The organism is Melittangium boletus DSM 14713 (genome assembly GCF_002305855.1).
Lineage (GTDB): Bacteria > Myxococcota > Myxococcia > Myxococcales > Myxococcaceae > Cystobacter > Cystobacter boletus.
Genome location: NZ_CP022163.1, coordinates 3,140,845 through 3,158,043, shown reverse-complemented (window position 1 = coordinate 3,158,043; position 17,199 = coordinate 3,140,845). Strand labels below are relative to the sequence as shown.

The following is a 17,199-nucleotide window of genomic DNA, read 5'->3' as shown; positions in this document are numbered from 1 at the left end:
CCCTGCGTGCGGTCCGGTCTCCAACCTTGGACGCTCTACTCCTTCTTCAAGGCCACCGCGAGCCGGCCCAGGAGCTTGATCTGCCCAGAATCTAGCTGCCGCAGCACACGCAGAACGGCGCGCACCTCGGGCTTCTCGCCCTGCTCGTTGGGCGGCTCGCTCAGCTTGAGCGAGCCGTCGGGACCCGCGAGCCCCAGCAGCTCGTCCGCTGAAATGCGCAGCGCCCGGCACAGTCTCAACAACGTGGGAACACTCGGCACCATGCCGCCGCGTTCGATGCGCCCGTAGACCTCGGTCACCAAGTCCACCATCTCGGCTACATCCGCCTGGGTGAGCTGCGCACGCAGACGGGCCGAGCGAGCGGCCTCTCCAATCGTCTTCGCCAGTTTCTTGTCCATACCTGAACCCACCCTACAGTGTAGGCACGGCGGAATACGACGCATCAGGTTGTTGGAACAGGACTGCAAAGGTCATTTCCGCGACCCTATTTCTGAAGTCAGTCCCCGCGCGCCCGATTCTCGTTCGGCCCCCGTCCCCACCTTCCCTCCCCTCTCCACTGCGCGGCACAACCCATGTGCGAAGCAATCCCACCCACCTCGTGGTCCGCGTATCGCGGTGAAAAACACCATGCCCGACCGGTCTGACACGGCGGAGATTCAGGAGGCGATGCGCGAGGTCGTCTCGGTGAGGATCCGCGCGGTGCGTGCCGCCTCCCGCACCTGGCCATCGAGCTCGCCGAGCAGGTGAGCGAAGAAGCGCTCCTCGAGCGCCCGCGCGAGGGTGTTCCCGTGGGATTCGGCCCACCGGTTCGTGACGCGCTCGCGCACATCCGCGCCCAACAGGTCCACGAATCGCTCCAGGAGGGGCGTCGACAGGATCGTGCCCGCCCAGATGACGGCGTCCTGACCGAAGCCCCCCGTGACCACCGTCACCACGGCGGCGGCCCCCGCGGGCACCGAGTAGACCAGCGTGGCGAGGGCCTGCATCAGCTCCTCGCGCGGGCCGCCGTGCAGCTCGGTGGCCACGAGACCCCGGCAGAACTGGTAGAGCCCCTCCCGGTCGCTCGCCTGGGCCTGGAGTGCCTCGAAGCCGAGGGGTTCCTCCACGCGCGCCAGCGTGGCGGGTCCAAAGGCCTCCGTGAGTGCTTCGCGCAGGCGTGCGTCTCCCTTCCAGGTGGCGACTTCCGGAGAGAATCCATCCACGAGCCTCCGCACCCCATCGCGCAGCGTGGCCTCCGTGGACTGGATCACGGGAGGCGCGGTGGGCTCGGGGCCGGTGAAGGAGCGGCGGATCTGGCGCGACACGTAGGTGAGGGCCGTGGCGAGCCCCCGGAAGGGCAGGCGCACGTAGCGGTGGAAGGCGCTGCGCGCGTCCAACTCGTCCCGGAAGGCCTCCACCATCACGTCCGCGGGTACCGCCCGGAGGGCCGCGGCCCTTCCCACCGCGTGCAACTCGTGGCGCAACCGCTGTCGCAACCGCTCGGGCTCCGCCGTGGCGGCGGTGGCGGCGCGTGCCAGTTGCTCCATCTCCGCGCGTGCATCCCGGAGCGAGGCCTGCAGCGCACGGGCCTTGAGGGCGCGCGCATGGGTGGGTTCCCCCAGCAGCGCGGCGAGCGCCGGGCCACTGTCGAGCGGATGCGTGGCGAGCGGCTTCTCTCCGGCTTCCACCTCGGGCTGATGCGGCGCGAGGTAGCGGGCGAGGGGCGGATGGCCCACGTCTCCGGCCAGCTTGTCCAGGTGCCCGCGAGCCGTTTCCTCGCGCGAGGCCTCGTTGTAGACGAGGAGGTAGGGGTGCCCGTGGCCCACCGTCCCGCGCAGGAAGTCCACCAGGGCGGCGTTCTGGTACGTCTGCCGGCTGATGACGAAGATGAGCACGTCCACGGTGACGAGCAGCGCCTCGGCGCGCTCCCGGTTGTCGCGGTAGACGCTGTCGAAGTCCGGTGTGTCCATCACCACGAGGCCCCGGGCAACGCTCTCGGAGAGCACGAGGTAGAGCCTGCCCGAGGGGCCGGGTGCGTCCACCGGTGCCGTCTCTCCGGAAGACACGAGGACGATGTCGTAGCGACGGGTGAGGAAGTCCCGGAGCGCGCCCGTCCACGTGTCCGGGTGCGTGGCGGCGAGGCACTGCTTGGTGAGGCCTCCCTCGGGGCGGGCCGGGGAAAGGGACGTGCCCACCAGCGCGTTGAAGAGCGTGGACTTGCCCACGTTGTTCGGTCCGGCGATGGCCACCAGCAGCAGCGGGGCATCCTCGTCGCCGAGGCGGGGCAGCAGGTCGCGCCGCAGCCGCTCCTGGAGACGGCGCGAGGCCTCGGCGTCGTCGCCGTGGAGAAGGGGCTCCAGGGACGGCAGGACGCAGAGGGCGGATTCGAGCGCGAGGCGCAGGGGGGCGAGGTCGTTCATCCGGTCCACCGGAGGACACCACGGGGCGGGCGGGATGCCTACGGAAAGCCGCTCTCAGCGACGCGAGCGCAGGGCCCGGCCCACCTTGCGCACCAGGTCCGTGGGATCCAGGGGCAGGGGCACGTAGTCGTACACGCCGCTGGCGATGGCGCGAGACACCACCGTGAAGTCCTCGCCGCCGCCGCACAGCAGCACGGGGGGCGCATGGGGCCGCTGGGCCAGGGTGCTCGCCAGCGCCAGGGCCTCTTCCAGGGCATGCGTGCCGCGAGGCACCACCACCAGCGCGCCCATGCCCTCCAGGGAGTCCTGTTCGCGGCGGGGGAGCACCTGATAGCCCGCCACCGCCAGCGCGGTGCTGACGCCATGCGCGGGCGCCGTGCCATCCGGCTCGATGACGGCCACGGGCCGGGATGCCGCCGTGGGCGCGGGTCCTCCGGGTCCGGACGTGGTCGGCTCCCGCTTGGTCTCCGTCAGGGCCTCGCGCAGCCGGGCCGCCAGTTCCCGCGCGCTCGCTGGACGCTGCGTCTTCGCCTTGGCGAGGCTCGCGAGCACCAGCGCCTCCACCGCTTCGGGGATGCCTCGCTCGGGCATGAGCTGGCGCACCGGGGGCGGAGGCCGGTAGAGATGGCCGCTCATCACTTCCACCTCGGGTGAGTCCCCGAACGGAGGCCGGCCCACGAGCAGTTCGTGCAGCAGACAGCCCACGGAGTACAGGTCCGCGCGCGAGTCGACGGGCTCGCCCCGGCAGCTCTCGGGAGACATGTACGCGGGGGTGCCCAGCACCTGTCCCTTCTCCGTCAGCCGGGAGGATTTCTCCTCGTGGACGAGCGCGGCGAGGCCGAAGTCGAGCACCTTCACCCGGGGCGCGGACGCATCCCCCACCATCATCACGTTGGAGGGCTTGAGGTCGCGGTGCACCAGGCCCACGCCATGCGCGGCGTCCAGCACTTCCAGCACTCGCGCGGCCAGCTCCACGGCGGTCTTCACCTCCAGCAGGCCGTAGGAGTCCAGGATCTCGTTCAGGGGAAAGCCCTCCACGCGCTCCATCGCGAGGTAGAAGTCCTCACCCTCCTGGCCGTGGTCGAAGACGTGGACCGCGCCCGGGTGCTTGAACCGGGCCATCCACATCCCCTCGCGCTGGAAGCGGGCCGCGGCGCCCGGTGTCTGGGCGACGTGGGGGTGCAGCACCTTGAGCGCCACGATGCGTCCGAGGCCCAGTTGCTCGGCCTCGTACACCGTCCCCATGCCGCCCTGGCCGAGCGTCCCCGTCACCTGGTAGCGCCCGGCCACCACTCGTCCGATCCACGGATCCTTCTGGCGCGCCATCCGCCTAGTCTCCCCCGGCCTTGAACCGGTCGAGCTTGCGGTAGAGCGTCTTGCGGTCCAGGCCCAGCACCTGCGCGGCGAGGGACTTGTTGCCCTTCACTTCCTCGAGGACGCGCAGGATGTAGCGGCGCTCCACTTCCTCCAGCGTGGTGAACTCCGAGGGATCTCCACTGGCCACCACCACGTGCGAGGCGCGCCAGGCGCGGATCTTCTCTGGCAGGTCGTCCACGGTCAGGCGCTCGGTGAGGGTGACGGCCACCGCGCGCTCGATGCAGTTGCGCAACTCGCGCACGTTGCCGGGCCAGCCGTAGCTCATCAACCGTTCGGCCACGGCCTCGTTGAGGCCCGTCACCCGCTTGTTGGCGCGCGCGGCGAAGTGCTCGATGAAGTGCTGGGCGAGCAGCAGGCAGTCCCCGCCCCGGGCGCGCAGGGGCGGCAACTCCATCTGCACCACGTTGAGCCGGTAGAAGAGGTCCTCGCGGAAGCGGTTCTCCTCCACCATGCCCTCGAGGTCCCGGTGCGTGGCGGCCACCACGCGCACGTCGAAGGCCACCTCGTGGTCCCCGCCCACCGGGCGCGCCCGGCGCTCCTGCAGCGCGCGCAGCAGCTTGGGCTGCAGACCGAGGGGCATCTCGCCCACCTCGTCGAGCAGGAGCGTGCCACCATGCGCCTGCGCGAAGAGTCCCGAGCGCGCCGCCTTGGCATCGGTGAAGGCGCCCTTGGCGTGGCCGAACAGCTCGCTCTCCAAAAGGGCCTCGGGCATGGCCGCGCAGTTGACGGCCACGAAGGGCCCCGAGGCGCGCCGGCTCTTGTCGTGCAGCGCCCGCGCCACCAGCTCCTTCCCCGTGCCGCTCTCGCCGTGGATGATGACGGTGGCGTCCGAGTCCGCCACGCGCGTGATCAGCTCGTACACCTTGTTCATGGACGGACTGGAGCCGAGCAGTCCTCCCAGGCGCTGGGATTCGGCCACCACCTTCGTCAGCCGCACCACCTCGCCCTTGAGCTGGTGGTGCTGCACGGCCCGGGTGAGCGTGTGCACGAGTGCGTCCATCTCCACCGGCTTGGTGATGAAGTCATACGCGCCCGCGCGGATGGCGGCCACGGCCGTCTCCATGCTGCCAAACGCCGTCACCACCACCACGGGCAGGTCTGGCAGGTTGGCCACCACGCGCTCGCACAGCTCCGTGCCACTCAGGCCCTGCATGTTCAGGTCCGTGAGCACCACGTCGAAGGGCTCCTGCCGCACCAGGGGCAGGGCCGCGTGGGGATCCGTCAGCGAGGTGACGGTGAAGCCGCGGCGGGTGAGGCGTGCCTGCAGCAGCTCCACCATGCTCGGGTCGTCGTCGACAAGGAGGACTCGTCCGCTCATGTGTCCTTCACAGGGGGAGGAAGAGACTGAAATGGGTGCCTTCGCCGGGGGTGCTGCGCACGTCCAGCCAGCCCCCGTGCTCGCGGACGATCTCCAGCGACACGGGCAGGCCCAGCCCGGTGCCCTCGCCCACGGGCTTGGTGGTGAAGAAGGGCTCGAAGATCTTCTGCAGGTTCGCCGGGTCGATGCCGCTGCCCCGGTCGATGACCTCGATGAGGGCGCAGGCGCACGCGGAGGGCGGCGGACCCCGCTGGGTGGCCTCGGTGGTGGAGAGCCGGACGGTGACGAGCCCCTTCTCCGGCGAGGCGTGCAGCGCGTTGACCACCAGGTTCGTCAACGCTTGCTGCAACTGGCCCGGGTCCACCTGGGCGCGCACGGGCTCGGGCGGCTCCACCCACTCGAGCCGCTGCATCCTCCGGACGCTCAAGGGGGCCAGCAGCGCGAGCACCTGCTTGAGCACCGCCCTCAAGTCCACCTCGCTCTTCTCGGGCTGCCGGCGCCGGGCGAAGTCCAGGAGCTGGCGGATGATGCTCGCCATGCGCTCGGCCTGCAGGCGGATGGTGCGAGCGCTCTGGCGCGCCGCCTCGCCCTCCACCTCCGCGTCGGCGATCATCGCCGCGTGGCCGGAGATGACGGCCATGGGCGTGCCCAGCTCGTGTGCGATGCCGCTGCCGAGCTTGCCCACGGTGTTGAGCCGGTCCGCGTGCCGCAGCTGCTCCAGCGCCGCCACGCGCGCGGCCATCTCCGAGCCCAACTTCTGGTTGGCCTCCTGGAGCGATTCCGCCAGGGCGCGCAATGCCAGGTCGGCGCGCATGCGCTCGGTCTCGTCGCGGGTGATGAGCACCGCGCCCCAGCGCGAGCCGTCCGCCCGGCTCAGGGGCGAGGCCGTCCCCGTGAGCACCCGCATGGCGCCATGGGCGTGTCGCACGCCCCAGCCGATGCCGCGCACCACCTCGCCGCGCAGGGCCCGCTCCAGGGGCCGGTAGCGCCGCTCCATGGGCTTCTGGGTCTCCAGGCCGAGCCAGGCGTCGGGCTTCATCAACAGGAGCGCGCCTTCCTCCTCGGTGATGCCGAACTGCTCGCGTGCCGCCGGATTGAGCAACTGGGGCCGACCCTGGGTGTCCACCACCAGCACGCCATCACCCGTCTGTTGGATGAGCGCGTCCAGCATCTCCTGGCGCTCCTGATCCCGCTCCAGGGACGAGCGCGCCGCCGCCGCCACCCGCCGCCGCAGCTCGATCTGCGCCACCACCTGCCGCCCGAGCGTGCGCAGCGCCTGCTCTTGCAACGCGGTGGGAACGCGCACCTCGTTCAGCAGGACACACAGGGCGCCCAGGGCCGTGCCCTCCGCGTCGAAGAGGGGCACGCCGAAGCATGCCCGGACTCCAGGCGCATCCTGCACGAGCGGAAGGGTGGCGAGGAACGGCTCCTGCCGCGCATCCCGCAGCACGAAGAGTTCCTGACCGCTCAGCAGCGTCTGCTCACAGAAGGCGAGCGAGGCGCCCCGCTGCTCCGGCGTGAGACCCCCGATGCAGGCCAGCAGCCGTTGTTGATCCTGCTCGACGCGGCTCACCAGGGCGATGGGCGCCTGGCAGAGCGTGCCCGCCAGCGCGGCGAGGTCGTCGAATTCCTGCTCGGTGGGATTGTCGAGCGCCGCGTACCGGCGAAGGACCTGGAGTCGGGTGCTTTCCGCGGGGCTCATGAGGGAGATGCCACCATAGCGCACCCGGGAGCGACGGAGCCGGTGCGCTTCCTCCCTCGCTCGTTCCCGGAGTAGGGTGCCGGACCCATGCGATTGCCCCTCTCCAGTCTCCTGATCGTGGGATTGTGGGGTTGTGCCGCGACGCGAAGCCCGGCTGTCTCCGAGCCGTCCGCCGCGCATGCCCCGGCCCCCCTGCCGTTCATCGAGAATGACTACGCGCGTGCCCTCGCCGAGGCCAAGGCCAGGGGGTTGCCGCTCTTCGTCGACACGTGGGCGCCGTGGTGTCACACCTGCCGCTCGATGAAGGCCTACGTCTTCACGGATGCGGCGCTCGCGAAGCACGCGGGCCGCTTCGTATGGCTGGAGGTGGACACGGACCAGCCGCGCAACGCCGACTTCCTGGAGAAGTACCCGGTGGAGAGCTGGCCCACCTTCTTCATCCTCGACCCGAGGGAGGAGAAGGCGCTGGTGCGCTTCGCGGGCAGCGCCACCGTGTCTCAACTGGAGAAGCTCTTCGAGGACGGAGAGCGCGCGTACCGGGGCGAAGGCCAGGGGCCCGAGGCCTTGCTGGCCCGGGGAGACGCGCTCTATGGCGAGGGCAAGTCGGCCGAGGCCGCGGATATCCTCTCCCAGGCGCTCGCCGAGGCTCCCGCCGATTGGTCCCGCCGCAGCCGCGCCCTCGAGTCGCTGCTCGTCGCGCAATACGGGGCGAAGCGCCACGAGGCTTGCGCGCGCACGGCCCTGGCGGAGCTCCCCAAGGTGCCGCCCTCCGCCTCGTGGGCGAACGCGGCGGGCCTGGGCCTGCTGTGTGGACTGCGGGTGCCCGCGGAGACGCCCGGCGCGAAGGAATTGCTGGCCGCGCTGGAGGAGAAGGGCCGTCAGGCGCTCTCGCCGGACATCACCATGCCGGCGGATGATCGCTCGGGTGTGTACGAGCTGCTGGTCGAGGCCCGGAAGCAATCGGGAGACGAGCCCGGCGCGAAGGCGCTCGCCGGGCAGTGGCTGACGTTCCTGGACGCCGAGGCCGCGCGGGCGCCCACGCCCGAGGCGCGTACCGTGTTCGACTCGCACCGCATGTTGGCGGCCCTGGTGTTGGGGGAGCCGATGCGGGCGGTGCCAGCGCTCGAGCAGAGCGAGAAGGACTTGCCCGGCGACTACAACCCACCCGCGCGCCTGGCCAACCTGTACCGGCAACTGGGCCGCCTCGACGACGCGCTGGCCGCGAGCACCCGGGCGCTGGAGAAGGTCCAGGGCGGACGGCGGTTGCGCGTCTTGTCGGAGCGCGCGGACATCCAACTCGCCCGGGGCGAGCGTGATGCGGCGATCCGCACGCTGGAGGAGGCCATCGCCTACGCGAAGTCCCTCTCCTCGGCGCAGGCCTCTCCGGCCGCGGTGGAACGTCTCGAGAAGAAGCTCGCGGAGCTCAAGAAGGCGTGAGGCGCCTCACGGCTCGCCCTCCTCGAACAGGTCGCCGGGGTCGTTCTGCCACCCGGAGAGCTGTTCCTCCGACGGAAAGCCCCGGGCGAGGTAGCGCTCGGGGTAGATGCCCGGGACCCGCACGAGCAGATCGCCCGCCGCCTTCGCCACCTCTTCCCAGCGCGCGATGCCCACGGGCGGACCCCGCTCGCCGCGCGCCGGGTCCATGAAGAAGATGACCTCGGAGCGAGGCAGCAGCGTCGTGAGGCCCTTCTGCCAGACGGCGTAGCTGATGCTGCGTCCGCGCTCGTCCTGGTAGGGCGTGAAGGCGGCCACGAAGTAATCCTCGCCCTTGCGCTGGTAGTGCTTCTCGAGCCGTTGCAGCTGCTCGTCGTAGTCGCGCGCCTGGGTGAAGAGTTGCAGCTTGCGGAAGTCCGCCCAGGCCTCGCTGAGCCGTTCGGGCATGAAGGGCACCCATCCTCCGGGCGTCAGCCGCAGCGCGCGTCCATCCAGCGAGCGAGGGGTCAGCACGGCTCGCAGCGCGAGCTCGCCCACCCGCCGCAGGCCGTCCTCGTCCTCGGAGCCGGTGATGAGCAGCAGATCCCGGTGGGGGGCGAGCACCACGGGTGTGCCCTTCACCGGACAGCGGCGGATCACCTCCTCGAGAATCAGCCGGGACGCCGCGTGGGTGTCATCCCAGGACGACTGGCAGGTACCGGGGGCGAGTGGTTCGAGGGGGTCGGCGCTGCGCTGGCGCAGGTTCTCCTCGGCGACGGAGAGCGCCTGGCTGAAGGACACGCCCCAGCGGCCCAGCTCCTCCGGCCCGAGGTAGCGCAGGGTGTCCGAGCCATCCAGCGCCAGACCCACGGCGAGAAAGCCGCCCAGGACCTTGAAGGACACGGGGGCCTGGCGGGGATCGCTCCTGCCCATCAGCAGCCACATCTTCTCGAAGAAGGCGCGTCCGCGCACCACGGGCACCAGCTTGGGCCGGGCCACGGAGAACGACTCCGGAACCGCGGGGTTGAAGCGCACGTGCGCGAGCCGCCGGAGCACGTCCTGCCGCTCGTCCGGTGAGGAGGCATCGAGGTATTCGTCGAAGAAGTCGGACAGGAGCAACGTGCTCTTGTCCTGATCTCCGATCTCGAACAGGAAGTTCTCCTCGTCGTAGCGGATGTCGCGCTGCTCGCCCGCCTCGCGCAGGGCCGCGAGGGCGCGCTGGACGAATTCACTTCGCCGTTGGGTGGCCTCGTCGTCCGAGGGAGGCGCCTGCTCCTCGACATGCTCGGCCAGCTGGGCCTCGGCGCGCCGGGCCTGTTCCACCTGTTCGGGCGTGGGCGTTTCCTTCACGGCTCGCGAGGGACTCGCGCATCCGCTCAAGGCGAGCGCGCCCACGAGCGCCCACACCCGAGGCAGTAACGCCGTCATTCCCGTCCTCCCATGTGAGCGTCTTCCACGGGCCGTGCCGCGAAGCCGGTGTCGAGGTCGAGCAGTTCGAACAGCTCCAGTGGGGATTCGCGCATGCCGCCGTCGGTGAAGATGAGCACCGCTTCGCCTGGACCGGTGTGGGGGGGCGGTCCGAGCCGGTAGTCGAGGGAGGAGCCATCGGTGACGAGGTGGCGCAGCACGCCGTCATGAGAGTCGGGGGGCAGGGCGAGCAGTTCCCGGCAGCGTTTGTCGCGCGTGTGGCCCACCACCTGGGTGAGGCCGGGCGGGAGCCGGCGCGGATCGAAGCGGCGGCGTGGGGTGAGCGCGCGCAGGGCGGCTTCTTCGGGGAGCAAGCTGGGGCGCTGATAGAAGATGCCCCGTCCCTCGCCGTATCGGGCATTGCCGGGCTGGTAGAGCGAGGGGATGGAGAAGGGTCCCCGTCCGTCCCAGGCATTCAGGGCCTCGTCGAGGGCCCGGTTGAGCGTTTCCGCCACGGTGGAGGCCTGGGCGTGAAGGGCGTCCGGCAGGCCCACCGCGAGCAGATCCTCCCGGGTGACGCCCGCGTGCAGGACGAGCAGATGTTCCGCCGGGGCATGGGCCACCCGGAAGCGACCGGTGAGCAGCAGGCTCTTCACCCACTCACGTTGCACCTCGCGGAAGGTGCCGAAATCCCGCGAGATGAGTTCGACGTTGGGCACTTCCGGGTAGCGCGCGAGGAAGTCGCGTTCCTGGGCCTCGTCGGTGGCGTCTCCCCGGTAGAGCCGATCCGCCTCCGCCTGGATCGTGGCGAAGCGCGCGTCGGTGAACCCGGCCAGCTCCCCCACGCGGCTCAGGTCATGGTTGCCGAGCAGGGGGATGAGCTGATCCGCGGGATGCGCCGCCATCCAGGCGAGCAGCCGCACGGAACTCGTGGCCACGGCGTCGCGCTCGATGGCCTTGCCCCAGTCGAAGTGGTCGCCCACGGAGATGAGCTGGACCTCGGGCTTCAACCGCCCGTCCGGGGCGAGCAGCCCATGGCGGTCCAGGATGGCCAGGAAGCGGGTGATGTCCGCCTGGGGATCTCCAATGGCGAATCGGCGGGTGCGCGGACGTCCATCGGAAGGCGTGGAGAAGGGGTTCCGGTGGGCGGCGTCGGCGGCGATTCGGAGGGCTGCCTCGATGCGGGGAGTACTCACGCGCGCATCTTAAGCCCGCCCGGGAGCGCTCGCGGCGTTCATCCCGGGCGGGGGTCGGACGTTTTCCTTGGGAAGGCCTACTCCGTGGCGATTTCGCGCTCGAGCAGGCCGCGCTCCGAGCGGGGAACCGAGAACACGCCCGAGGCCGCGCCGATGAACATGCAGACGGCGTGAGCGATCGTCCATTGCCAGAAGGTAAGGCCGAGGAGGAAGCCCAGGTTGCCCGTCTTGGTGAAGCCATTGAGGACGACCAACAGGAAGGGCACCGCCACCGAGGCGAACGCCGCCGCGGCGAAGGCACGTCCCCAGCGCTTGGCGAAGAACCCGCCGAAGGCGCCCGCCATCAGGGGGCCGAACAGCGGCATCCAGAAGGTGAGGAAGCTGACGAGCACCATGGTGAACGCGCCGATGACGACTCCGCGGTGATCGATCTGGAATTCACCGGAGCGCACCACCACGGGAGAGTCGTCCACGTAGGTGAAGCGGGCGTTGGGCAGGGGCGCGTCGGGAGGCGTGATGATGACCTCGCGTTGGACCGACAGCGGACCGTTCTGGGGTTCGAGGGTATCGGGCATGCGGTGTCCTCCCGGACTGGGGGTGGAATTCCCCCACGTGGAACCTGATGCCGCTGAAGATGGGGCCACCTCTTGGGCGAGGCAGGGAGGCGGGCCTTGTTGAAGGCTGGGCATCCAGGGGGGCATGAGGGCACTTGGCGGCCTCTTGCTGGTCGCTATGCTGCGCCTCCCTCGTGCCCCCGCCTGCCTGGATGGAGTGTCCCATGCGTCGTTGGATGTCCCTCGCCGTGCTGTCCGCCGGATTGCTGTCCGCTTGTGCGCTGCGCCCGTATTACCGGCAGGTCCTGCCGCCGGACGTCAGCGTCCTGAAGCCGGCGCAGGCGCGTGGCCATGAAGACGTGACCCTGCGCATGGTGGAGCCCGGGACGAACCGGCCGCTGGTGGGCGCGAAGGTGTATCTCGGCACCAGCCGGGGCCGCTTCGCCACCACGAGTGATGCCCAGGGGCTCGTGAAGCTGCCGGTGACGGCGGAGCTGCTCACGGAGAATCCGCTGGTGGAGGTGATTCCTCCCTCGGACGCGAAGGGCTACGCCTTCGAGGTGGTGAAGCAGGACTGAGCCCGGCCTCCGGGTGACGTGAGTCAGCCCAGCTTCGCGTGGAGGAATTCCACGGAGCGCTTCCAGGCCAGCTCGGCGTTCTCGGGTGAGTACACCTCGGGCCGCTGTTCGTTGCAGAAGGCGTGATCCGCGTCGTAGTGGTGGAATTGCGCGGGCACGTGCGCGGCCTTGAGGGTGTGCTCCAGGGCCTTCACGCGCTCGGGCGAGCACCACTCGTCGTGGGTCGCGAAGTGTCCGAGCACGGGGCAGTGGATGTGCTTCACGTCCGCGACCTGCTCGGGCGGAATGCCGTAGAAGGGCACGGCGGCGGCGAGGTGCTTGTCCTTCGCGGCGGCCGCCAGCGTCAGGGCTCCTCCCATGCAGAAGCCCAGCACCGCGACCTGGGTGCCCGGCGAGCGCTGGCGCAGGGCCTCGGCCGCCTGGGTGATGTCCTGGACGGCCTGCTTCATGTCCAGGGCGCCCATCAACTTCCCGGCCTCGTCGGCGTTCTTCGTCACCTTGCCCCGGTAGAGATCCGGCGCGAACACCGAGAAGCCCTCGCGCGCCAGCCGGTCCGCCACGCCGCGCACCTGGTCCGTGAGTCCCCACCACTCGTGGATGACCACCACGGCGCCCTTGCTCGTGCCGCCCTCGGCCTCCTTCAAGTAGCCCTGGAGTTGCGTTCCATTCGCCGTGGTCAGCTTCGCCTGTCCCGTCATGTGTCCGCTCCTGGTCGTTCGTTCCAGGGGGTGGACCCTACAGCGCCCGGAGCTTGGAAGAGGGGGGCCGCGGGATTTCGCGTTGGGGATTGAATGGATTGGGGAGGGCTCCGTCAGATGGAACAAGAACGATTGGGAGGACACGACGATGGCGCTCAAGACTGGTTTCTTCGCACTGGCTTTTTCCGCTCTGCTCTTCATCCCCGTGGCCGCTCAGGCCGATGACACCGCGCGGGTGGCGGCGCGGCACGATGCATCCCCGGTGACCATCGCCCGTGCGCCCTCCGGTGGCTCCTGGCACAACGCGACCCCTCCGCGCCCGAACACCTCGCGCCGTGATGGCCGCTACGAGCTGCGCACGGTCCAGAAGCAGGTGCCGGGCCGCTACGAGCGGGTCTGGGTGGCCGAGCGCTGCGAGCCCGTCCGCCGCCGCGCCGCGCAGCGCTGCGAGCCGGGCCACTACGAGCGGCGCTGGGTGCCGGGTTACACCGAGACCCAGCAGGAGTGGGTGTGGGTCGCCTTCCCCCGTGGCTCCTACGGCCGGGGTTGATCGGTAGAGGAGTGGTGGAAGGAACGCCTCGGCTCTCGGGCCGGGGCGTTTCGCGTTTCTGGAGAGGTGCACAACTGCCCCTGGGCCTGGAGCCGGGTTAGAGTCGGCGCCGTGTCCGCCCTAGAGCCTTCCCTTGGTATTCTCCTGGTGCCCGCGGCTTCGGCCGCGCGCGAGCCGCTTCTGTCCGCGGCGGCGCGAGCGGACCTCCGGGTGGTGGAGGCGCTGGAGCAGGCGTCCATCGCCATGGTGGACCTCACCCACGCCGAGGGACACGCCGCGCTCACCGCGTTGATGGCCACGTCCGCTGGCGCCGTGCTTTCGCTGCTCGTGGTGGTGGAGCCCTCCGAGCCCATCTTCTCCCTCCTGGAGTCCCTGCATCCCGCGGAGGTGATGACCGGTGGCCTCCGCTCCTGTGAGCTCGTCTGGCGCCTGCGCCGCGTCACGGAGCGTCACCACAAGCGCCAGGAGCTGCGACGCCGGCAGCAGGATCTGTCGCTGCTGGTGGAGCTCACCGCGGATTACGCCGAGCGCCTGGACGTGGAGGCGCTCCTGCACGACGTCACCCGCCGGCTCGCCGAGCAACTGGGCATCAACCGGGCGGCGCTGGTGATGCTGGACCAGGAGGCGGACAGCGGCCGGGTGGTGGCCGCCAGCGACACCTCGGGTCCCCAGGACACGCGCATCGAGCTGGATCGCTACCCGGAGGTGCGCGAGGCGGCGCGCACGGGCCGGCCCATCATCGTGGAGGACGCCTCGCACCATCCGCTGCTGGAGGGGGTGCAGAGCGAGATGGCCGCGCGGGGCATCCACACGCTGGTGGCCCTGCCGCTGCACATCGCGGGCGAGGTGCGCGGGGTGCTGCTCCTGCGCGCCACGGGAAGTGATCGCCGCACCTTCGCGGCGCATGAAATCGACTTCCTGCACACGGTGGCGCACGCCACGGCGGTGGCCCTGCGCAACGCCTCGCTCCTGCAACTGGTGCGGGGGCAGAACGAGCGGGAGATCTCGGCGCGCATCGCCGCCGAGGCCAAGGCCGCGTCGCTGGAGACGTACCACCTCTTCTTCGCCAACCTGCGCGAGGGCGTGGCCATCCTCGACGACCGGGCGTGCGTGCTCAGCCTCAATCCCTCGGGCGAGTCCATCCTGGAGACGACGTCGGAAGCCGCCAACGGCCAGCACCTGGTGGACATCACCCAGCCGGTGGACGAGACGGTGTTGATGGAGCTCGTCACGGCGGCCCGGAATGGCGACTCGCGCTCGGACGTGGACCTGATGGTGCGCACGTCCAGGGGCCAGCGCCTCACGCTGAGCTTCTCGGCGGCTCCGCTGGAGGACGGACTCCGCGCCATCATCCTGTCCTTCCGGGATGTCACCCAGGCGCGCCATCTCGCGGATGAGCTGCGCCACACCAAGGACTTCCTCGAGCGGCTCATCGATTCCTCGGTGGACGCCATCGTCGCCGCGGACATGCAGGGCCGCATCATCCTCTTCAACAAGGGGGCCGAGGCCCTGTTTGGTTACAGCGCCCCGCAGGCCCTGGGCGGACTGCACGTGGACCATCTCTACCCGGAGGGGGTCTCACGCCACATCATGCGCCAGTTGCGGAGTCCGGACTTTGGCGGGCGTGGCCGGCTGGGCGTGTGCCGTCAGGAAGTCATCCACAAGGCGGGCCAGCGCGTGCCGGTGAACATGACGGCCTCCATCGTCCACGAGGGCGGCCGCGAGGTGGCCAGCGTGGGCATCTTCACGGACCTGCGCGATCGCATGGAGCTGGAGCGCAAGCTGTCGGACGTGGAGACGCGCCTGGAGGAGAGCGAGAAGAGCGCCGTCATCGTCGCCCTGGCGGGCACCGCCGCCCACGAACTCAACCAGCCCCTCACCTCGGTGATGGGCTACGCGGAACTGCTCAAGCGCAAGCTGCGCGAGGACGACGTCTCCTACAAGCCAGTGGACATCATCTACCGCGAGGCCGAGCGCATGGCGGAGATCGTGCGCAAGATTGGCCGCATCACCCGGTTCGAGACGAAGGCCTACGTGGGCACGCAGCAAATCCTGGACCTCGACAAGGCCAGCTCCCATGACGACTGAGTCGCGCCGATTGACCACCTCCGAGGAGCCTTCCGCCGAGGACTTCCGGGCCTTCTTCGACTTGATGGAGCTGCCCTCGGCGCTCTGTGATCTGCAGCTGCGTCTGCGGGTGAACAACCCCGCCTTCACGCGCTTCTGCTTCGATCATGGCCTCACGGTGGGCCAGATGATGGAAGGGCTCGGGCGGATGCGGGTGCCCGACGACTGGGCCTCGTGCGAGGTGGAGGTGGAGCTGCCGCAGGGCGGTGTGGCGGTGGTGGAGCTGTCCCGGCGGGGCGATTGCGTCTCGGTGGTGGGGCGGCGCGAGTCGGAGAACATGCGCGGCCAGTTGGTGGTGGTGGAGCAGGCGCTGCTCGAGCAGGCGCGCACCGAGGGCGTGCTGCTGGACCTCAGCCGCAGCGTGGCGGAGGCGGGCAGCGAGGAGGAATTGGTGGCGGCGGTGGCGCGCGGGGTGAAGGAGCTGTTTCCGGGGCGCACCTTCTGCATCCGCATCACCGACGCGCGCACCGGCGTGCTCACCAGCCTCTACGCCGAGGGGCGTCTGAAGGAAGACTCGCGCGAGCCCCTGGTCCTCAAGCGTAGCGCGGCGGAGAAGCTGCACCTGTCGGTGGACAGCCTGCCCGCGGGCCGGGTGGTGGTGGCGCCCCGGGTGCCGCTGCTCTTCGAGGGCAGCGTGGATGGGGTGAGCGCGCCGCTGGTGGCGAGTGGACAGCTCTACGGCGCCATCAACCTGGAGTACCCGATCCCCCGGAAGACGGAGGCGAACTACTTCCAGGACGAGCGGGTGCTGGTGCAACTCGCCAACCAGGTGGCGGTGGCGGTGAAGAACGCGAAGCTCATCGACGAGCTGACGTTCGTGCGCAAGTACCTGGAGGACCTGCTGGAGAAGGCCAACGCCCTCATCGTGGTGTCCAACCGCGAGGGGAAGATCGTGGTCTTCAACCAGGCCATCAGCCGCCTCACGGGCTTCAGCAAGGAAGAGGTGCTGGGCAAGGACGTGGGCTGGGTGGTGCACCGGGACGAGCACCTGCGCATGGCGCCCGTGCTCTGGGCGGCGCTCCGGGGCGAGCAGGTGCCCAACTTCGAGCTGCGGCTGCGCACGCGCACGGGCGAGGCCCGGGTGTCGTTCGCCACGTCCACGACGCTCACCTCCCAGGGCGAGGTGGAGGGCGTCATGGCGATTGGCCAGGACGTCACGGTGGTGGCGCAGCTCGAGCAGCGCATCATCCACGCGGAGAAGCTGGCCTCGTTGGGGCAGCTCGCGGCGAGCGTGGCCCATGAAATCAACAACCCCATGACGGCGGTGGTGACGTACGCGGACGCCATGCTCCAGCGCATGGTGCCGATGGGGAGCACGGGCAACTCGGACGCGGAGAAGCTGCGGAAGATATTGGAGAACGGCCAACGCATCCTGCGCTTCACGCGCGACCTGACGTCCTATGCGCGGCCGTCGAAGAACAAGCCGGAGCGGGTGCGGCTCGACGCGCTGTTGGACAAGTCGCTGGGCTTCTGCGAGCACGTGGTGTCGCAGGCGAAGGTGTCGGTGGCGCGCGACTATGGCGAGGTGCCGCCCCTGTCCGGAGTGCCCGCCAACCTGGAGCAGGTGTTCGTCAACCTCATCACCAATGCCTGCCACGCGATGAAGCCCGGGGGGCAGGTGTCCCTGCGCACCCGCTGCGAGGGCCGCGAGGCCGTGGTGTGGGTGACGGACACGGGCAGCGGCATCGATCCGGAGAACCTGTCGCGCATCTTCGAGCCCTTCTTCACCACGAAGACGGAGGGGCGGGGCACGGGCCTGGGCCTGTCCATCGTGCAGCGCATCGTGGAGAAGCACGGCGGGCAGCTCGGCGTGGAGAGCGAAGTGGGCAAGGGCACCACCTTCACGGTGCGCCTGCCTCTCGCGGAGTGAGCGCCGGGGC

The 17,199-nt window shown here is 70.1% G+C and carries 14 protein-coding genes; 5 read left to right on the top strand and 9 right to left on the bottom strand.

The genetic code is table 11. The annotated features are described in order from the left end of the window. Positions 1 to 35 precede the first annotated feature (35 nt). The 5 genes from MEBOL_RS13175 to MEBOL_RS13155 form a co-directional block, all read right to left on the bottom strand. Positions 36 to 398, bottom strand: a complete 363-nt coding sequence (locus tag MEBOL_RS13175; protein ID WP_095977764.1) for a helix-turn-helix domain-containing protein — start codon at positions 396 to 398, stop codon at positions 36 to 38. Between the two features lie 258 nt (positions 399 to 656). Further along, complete coding sequence (locus MEBOL_RS13170) at positions 657 to 2,399, bottom strand: GTPase (protein WP_095977763.1); 1,743 nt, start codon at positions 2,397 to 2,399, stop codon at positions 657 to 659. Positions 2,400 to 2,453: 54 nt separating this feature from the next. Further along, on the bottom strand, positions 2,454 to 3,725 hold the full coding sequence (locus MEBOL_RS13165) for a serine/threonine-protein kinase (RefSeq protein ID WP_095977762.1): 1,272 nt from the start codon (positions 3,723 to 3,725) through the stop codon (positions 2,454 to 2,456). A 4-nt stretch (positions 3,726 to 3,729) separates the two neighbouring features. Beyond that, complete coding sequence (locus tag MEBOL_RS13160) at positions 3,730 to 5,094, bottom strand: sigma-54-dependent transcriptional regulator (protein ID WP_095977761.1); 1,365 nt, start codon at positions 5,092 to 5,094, stop codon at positions 3,730 to 3,732. A 7-nt stretch (positions 5,095 to 5,101) separates the two neighbouring features. Beyond that, a complete protein-coding gene (locus MEBOL_RS13155; protein ID WP_170115496.1) occupies positions 5,102 to 6,796 on the bottom strand; it encodes an ATP-binding protein in 1,695 nt (564 codons plus the stop codon). A gap of 87 nt (positions 6,797 to 6,883) precedes the next feature. Between MEBOL_RS13155 and MEBOL_RS13150 the strand changes: the two genes are divergently transcribed. Next, entirely contained in the window at positions 6,884 to 8,233 is a 1,350-nt protein-coding gene (locus MEBOL_RS13150) for a thioredoxin family protein (RefSeq protein WP_095982750.1), read from the top strand. A gap of 6 nt (positions 8,234 to 8,239) precedes the next feature. Here MEBOL_RS13150 and MEBOL_RS13145 read toward each other — a convergent pair whose 3' ends face one another. The 3 genes from MEBOL_RS13145 to MEBOL_RS13135 all read right to left on the bottom strand — a co-directional run bounded on the left by MEBOL_RS13145 (position 8,240) and on the right by MEBOL_RS13135 (position 11,387). Beyond that, on the bottom strand, positions 8,240 to 9,637 hold the full coding sequence (locus MEBOL_RS13145; RefSeq protein ID WP_095977759.1) for a DUF1444 domain-containing protein: 1,398 nt from the start codon (positions 9,635 to 9,637) through the stop codon (positions 8,240 to 8,242). After that, a complete protein-coding gene (locus MEBOL_RS13140) occupies positions 9,634 to 10,812 on the bottom strand; it encodes a metallophosphoesterase (protein ID WP_095977758.1) in 1,179 nt (392 codons plus the stop codon). The genes MEBOL_RS13145 and MEBOL_RS13140 overlap by 4 nt, the downstream gene beginning before the upstream one ends. Positions 10,813 to 10,889: 77 nt before the next feature. Next, on the bottom strand, positions 10,890 to 11,387 hold the full coding sequence (locus tag MEBOL_RS13135; RefSeq protein WP_095977757.1) for a hypothetical protein: 498 nt from the start codon (positions 11,385 to 11,387) through the stop codon (positions 10,890 to 10,892). 203 nt (positions 11,388 to 11,590) lie between these two features. Here MEBOL_RS13135 and MEBOL_RS13130 point away from each other — a divergent pair, with 203 nt between their 5' ends. Continuing rightward, complete coding sequence (locus MEBOL_RS13130) at positions 11,591 to 11,944, top strand: hypothetical protein (protein ID WP_157774924.1); 354 nt, start codon at positions 11,591 to 11,593, stop codon at positions 11,942 to 11,944. A 23-nt stretch (positions 11,945 to 11,967) separates the two neighbouring features. On the opposite strand, the gene MEBOL_RS13125 is transcribed toward MEBOL_RS13130, so the two are convergent. After that, complete coding sequence (locus tag MEBOL_RS13125) at positions 11,968 to 12,642, bottom strand: dienelactone hydrolase family protein (RefSeq protein ID WP_095977755.1); 675 nt, start codon at positions 12,640 to 12,642, stop codon at positions 11,968 to 11,970. Positions 12,643 to 12,790: 148 nt separating this feature from the next. Between MEBOL_RS13125 and MEBOL_RS13120 the strand changes: the two genes are divergently transcribed. From MEBOL_RS13120 to MEBOL_RS13110, 3 genes are all read left to right on the top strand, one after another. Further along, positions 12,791 to 13,192, top strand: a complete 402-nt coding sequence (locus tag MEBOL_RS13120; RefSeq protein ID WP_095977754.1) for a hypothetical protein — start codon at positions 12,791 to 12,793, stop codon at positions 13,190 to 13,192. 147 nt (positions 13,193 to 13,339) lie between these two features. Then, complete coding sequence (locus tag MEBOL_RS13115) at positions 13,340 to 15,280, top strand: PAS domain S-box protein (protein ID WP_245919716.1); 1,941 nt, start codon at positions 13,340 to 13,342, stop codon at positions 15,278 to 15,280. Continuing rightward, positions 15,270 to 17,189: a GAF domain-containing sensor histidine kinase gene (locus MEBOL_RS13110; protein WP_095977753.1), complete on the top strand. Its 1,920-nt coding sequence runs from the start codon at positions 15,270 to 15,272 to the stop codon at positions 17,187 to 17,189. Before MEBOL_RS13115 ends, MEBOL_RS13110 begins: the two co-directional genes overlap by 11 nt. Positions 17,190 to 17,199 lie beyond the last annotated feature (10 nt).

What these genes read in the sequence shown, in the direction of transcription:
- MEBOL_RS13145 (WP_095977759.1), bottom strand. Translation starts at nt 9,637, where the DNA reads ATGACGGCGTTACTGCCTCGGGTGTGGGCGCTCGTGGGCGCGCTCGCC.
- MEBOL_RS13150 (WP_095982750.1), top strand. Translation starts at nt 6,884, where the DNA reads ATGCGATTGCCCCTCTCCAGTCTCCTGATCGTGGGATTGTGGGGTTGT.
- MEBOL_RS13120 (WP_095977754.1), top strand. Translation starts at nt 12,791, where the DNA reads ATGGCGCTCAAGACTGGTTTCTTCGCACTGGCTTTTTCCGCTCTGCTC.
- MEBOL_RS13170 (WP_095977763.1), bottom strand. Translation starts at nt 2,399, where the DNA reads ATGAACGACCTCGCCCCCCTGCGCCTCGCGCTCGAATCCGCCCTCTGC.
- MEBOL_RS13135 (WP_095977757.1), bottom strand. Translation starts at nt 11,387, where the DNA reads ATGCCCGATACCCTCGAACCCCAGAACGGTCCGCTGTCGGTCCAACGC.
- MEBOL_RS13155 (WP_170115496.1), bottom strand. Translation starts at nt 6,796, where the DNA reads ATGAGCCCCGCGGAAAGCACCCGACTCCAGGTCCTTCGCCGGTACGCG.
- MEBOL_RS13130 (WP_157774924.1), top strand. Translation starts at nt 11,591, where the DNA reads ATGCGTCGTTGGATGTCCCTCGCCGTGCTGTCCGCCGGATTGCTGTCC.
- MEBOL_RS13175 (WP_095977764.1), bottom strand. Translation starts at nt 398, where the DNA reads ATGGACAAGAAACTGGCGAAGACGATTGGAGAGGCCGCTCGCTCGGCC.
- MEBOL_RS13160 (WP_095977761.1), bottom strand. Translation starts at nt 5,094, where the DNA reads ATGAGCGGACGAGTCCTCCTTGTCGACGACGACCCGAGCATGGTGGAG.
- MEBOL_RS13125 (WP_095977755.1), bottom strand. Translation starts at nt 12,642, where the DNA reads ATGACGGGACAGGCGAAGCTGACCACGGCGAATGGAACGCAACTCCAG.
- MEBOL_RS13110 (WP_095977753.1), top strand. Translation starts at nt 15,270, where the DNA reads ATGACGACTGAGTCGCGCCGATTGACCACCTCCGAGGAGCCTTCCGCC.
- MEBOL_RS13165 (WP_095977762.1), bottom strand. Translation starts at nt 3,725, where the DNA reads ATGGCGCGCCAGAAGGATCCGTGGATCGGACGAGTGGTGGCCGGGCGC.